Origin of the sequence: Amycolatopsis sp. SID8362, assembly GCF_010550475.1 — a bacterium.
Classification (GTDB): domain Bacteria; phylum Actinomycetota; class Actinomycetes; order Mycobacteriales; family Pseudonocardiaceae; genus Amycolatopsis; species Amycolatopsis eburnea.
Genome location: NZ_JAAGNB010001549.1, coordinates 1 through 271, shown reverse-complemented (window position 1 = coordinate 271; position 271 = coordinate 1). Strand labels below are relative to the sequence as shown.

The following is a 271-nucleotide window of genomic DNA, read 5'->3' as shown; positions in this document are numbered from 1 at the left end:
CTGGCCGATCAGCGGCGTGGCGACGTCGAGCAGCCACCGCACCGCCCAGGCGGGCACCGGAACGCGACTGTCCGTTGTGGACACCATGGGCAGCAGCTGCCGCGCGACCCGCTCGACCGGCGCGTTCGCCTCCGCCAGCGCCCACGCCGCGCCCTGGTGCCAGGCGATCCGGACCGCCGTCGGCATGTCGTCGTACAACGCCGTGCGGATCAACGGGTGCCGGAACTCCAGGTCGTCGCCCGCGGCCACGAGCACCCCGGCGGCGCGGGCC

1 protein-coding gene is annotated in these 271 nt (G+C 75.6%); it reads right to left on the bottom strand.

Annotation, left to right across the window (positions count from 1 at the left end):
• On the bottom strand, positions 1-271 hold a 271-nt coding region (locus G3I65_RS47405), incomplete at both ends, for a hypothetical protein (protein WP_160701916.1).